General features: G+C 74.2%; 1 protein-coding gene and 1 pseudogene. One reads left to right on the top strand and one right to left on the bottom strand.

What is annotated here, in order from left to right; all coding sequences use genetic code 11:
* Positions 1-397: pseudogene (locus SACPADRAFT_RS33315) on the bottom strand (hypothetical protein); the annotation flags it as partial.
* Between the two features lie 243 nt (positions 398-640).
* Between SACPADRAFT_RS33315 and SACPADRAFT_RS0219745 the strand changes: the two are divergent.
* Entirely contained in the window at positions 641-1459 is an 819-nt protein-coding gene (locus SACPADRAFT_RS0219745; protein WP_028662618.1) for an HAD-IB family hydrolase, read from the top strand.
* Positions 1460-2184: the final 725 nt, after the last annotated feature.

Here is a 2184-nt window from a genome sequence, read left to right as displayed (position 1 = left end):
CCGCGAGCGTGTCCGCGGCACCGGGAAGCACCACGACGTCCTCGGCGCCGGACTCGAAGGCACACCGCCACACGTCGGCGTCGGGCGGCTCCCCGCACACCAGCGACACCCCGGCACGGCGGGGCGGACGGACCGCGGTCGCGGCCACGGCGGCGTGTTCGAGCAACACCAACGGCGCACCGGACCAGTACGGCCGCGCCTCGGTGAGGTCGGCGACGGTGTCGAGGTCACACCCCACCGCGGCGGCGATCCGGGTGATCCGGTCCCGGAGGTCGGGGTCGCCCGCCACCAGCAGCGGGCGCGGCCGGTCCCGCCCCGTCGCCCGGTCGCGCGGTGGGCGTCCGACCGGATGTTCGTCCACCGGGTCCCGCCCGGTGTGCCGGTCCGGTGTCTGCATGGCTCCCCCTCGGTGTCCGTCCACGTCCGGTACGCCGGGTCACGGTCACCGGACGGCGGACCGCCGGGCAAGGACGGGACCGCCCACCTGTGGACAACCGGGGCAGTGTGGACAACACTGTGGACGACCGGGGCCGATCCGGCCAGGTGGCCGGGAGACCGGGACCGGGTCCCCTATCGTGGGGACGTGGCCGAACCCGAGAACACTTCCCCGCACCCCCCGGACCCCGCGGCCGGAACGGGGGTGGCCGCGGCGGACACCGCCGCCCCGCACCGCACGGCGGCGTTCTTCGATCTCGACAAGACGATCATCGCCTCGTCGAGCGCACTGGCCTTCAGCCGGACGTTCCTGCGCCAGGGGCTGATCAACCGGCGGGCCGCGCTGCGCAGTGCCTACGCGCAACTGGTGTTCTCGCTCTCCGGCGCGGACGCCGACCGGACCGAGCGGCTGCGGGCGGAGATCTCCACCATGTGTGCGGGGTGGGACGTCGACCAGGTCCGGGCCATCGTCGACGAGACGCTGCACGACGTGGTCGCCCCGCTGGTCTACGCGGAGGCGGCCGAGCTGATCGAGCGGCACCGGGCCGACGGGCACGACGTCATCGTGCTGTCGGCCACCGGGGAGGAGGTCGTCGGGCCCATCGCCGACATGCTGGGGGTGGACCACAGCGTGGGCAGCCGCATGGAGGTCGTCGACGGCCGGTACTCCGGGCGGGTCGACTTCTACTGCTACGGCGAGTACAAGGCGGTCGCCGCCCGGCGGCTCGCCGCCGAACGCGGCTACGACCTCGCCTCCGCGCACGCCTACACCGACTCGAGCACCGACCTGCCGTTGTTGGAGGCCGTCGGGAACCCGCACGTGGTCAACCCGGACCGCCAGTTGCGCCGGCTCGCCACCGAACGGGAGTGGCCGGTGCACACGTTCTCCGATCCGGTCTCCCTGCGTGCACGGATCCCGGCCCCGGCGGCGACCGCGGTGGCCGTGGGGCTCGGGGTCGGCGCGGTGGCGGCCGGTGCCACGCTCTACGGGCTCTCGCGCCGGAGACGCGGGACCGAACGGTGACCCGGATCGGACGTCCGATCCGGCGAACGGCTTGAAGTGACGTGGCTCACCCGATACAAAGGAAGTGCGGACGTCTTGTCGGCCAGAGGCCCGGCGGAGGAGAAGCCGGGGCTCCCCTGATGAGGCCTCCGTGCGCGGACGCCGGGTACCCACGCGGAGCTCGCCGCGAAAGGCTCGTCGTCACAGGGACTGCGTAATCGGGACGCCGGACGCCGAGTACCCGTCGGACGACACGGAATGCACGCTTGGTCGCCCGCGTGGTCCGCGCCGTGAAGGTGGCGCCCACCGTTTCGCCGGTGGGCGCCACCGGCATGTGCGGGGCGTACGCGCCCCGCGACGGCGGGAGTCCGGCCCGGTGACGGTACTCACCGGAAACTTGCGCGCCCCTGTCCGGCAGCGCGACCTTGTACGGCGACTGACCAGCACGAACACGCCGGTCACCGCCGTCACGGTGGGTGTGCGCGCCACGACGCCGCACGCCGCCACCGGTCCCGGACGGCGGTCCGGAAACGCCGTACCTCGTCTCCGGGCCCGGCCCGGGCCCACGATGCGCGAATCGAGCCATGATGACCGTCGACCGTCGCCGCTTCCTCGCCGCGGGTGCGCTGGCGACCCCGTTGCTGACCACGGGGTCGATCTCGCCCGGGCGGGGTGTCCGGCACGGCTGCGACGGCCCCGCCACCGGGCCGGGGCGTCCGGAGCGGGTCATCCCGGCCGCGGACCGG

The organism is Saccharomonospora iraqiensis subsp. paurometabolica YIM 90007, from assembly GCF_000231035.2.
In the GTDB taxonomy this organism is placed as follows: domain Bacteria; phylum Actinomycetota; class Actinomycetes; order Mycobacteriales; family Pseudonocardiaceae; genus Saccharomonospora; species Saccharomonospora paurometabolica.
The sequence above is the reverse complement of the archived record's forward strand: the minus strand, read 5'-3'. Positions and strand labels throughout refer to the sequence as shown.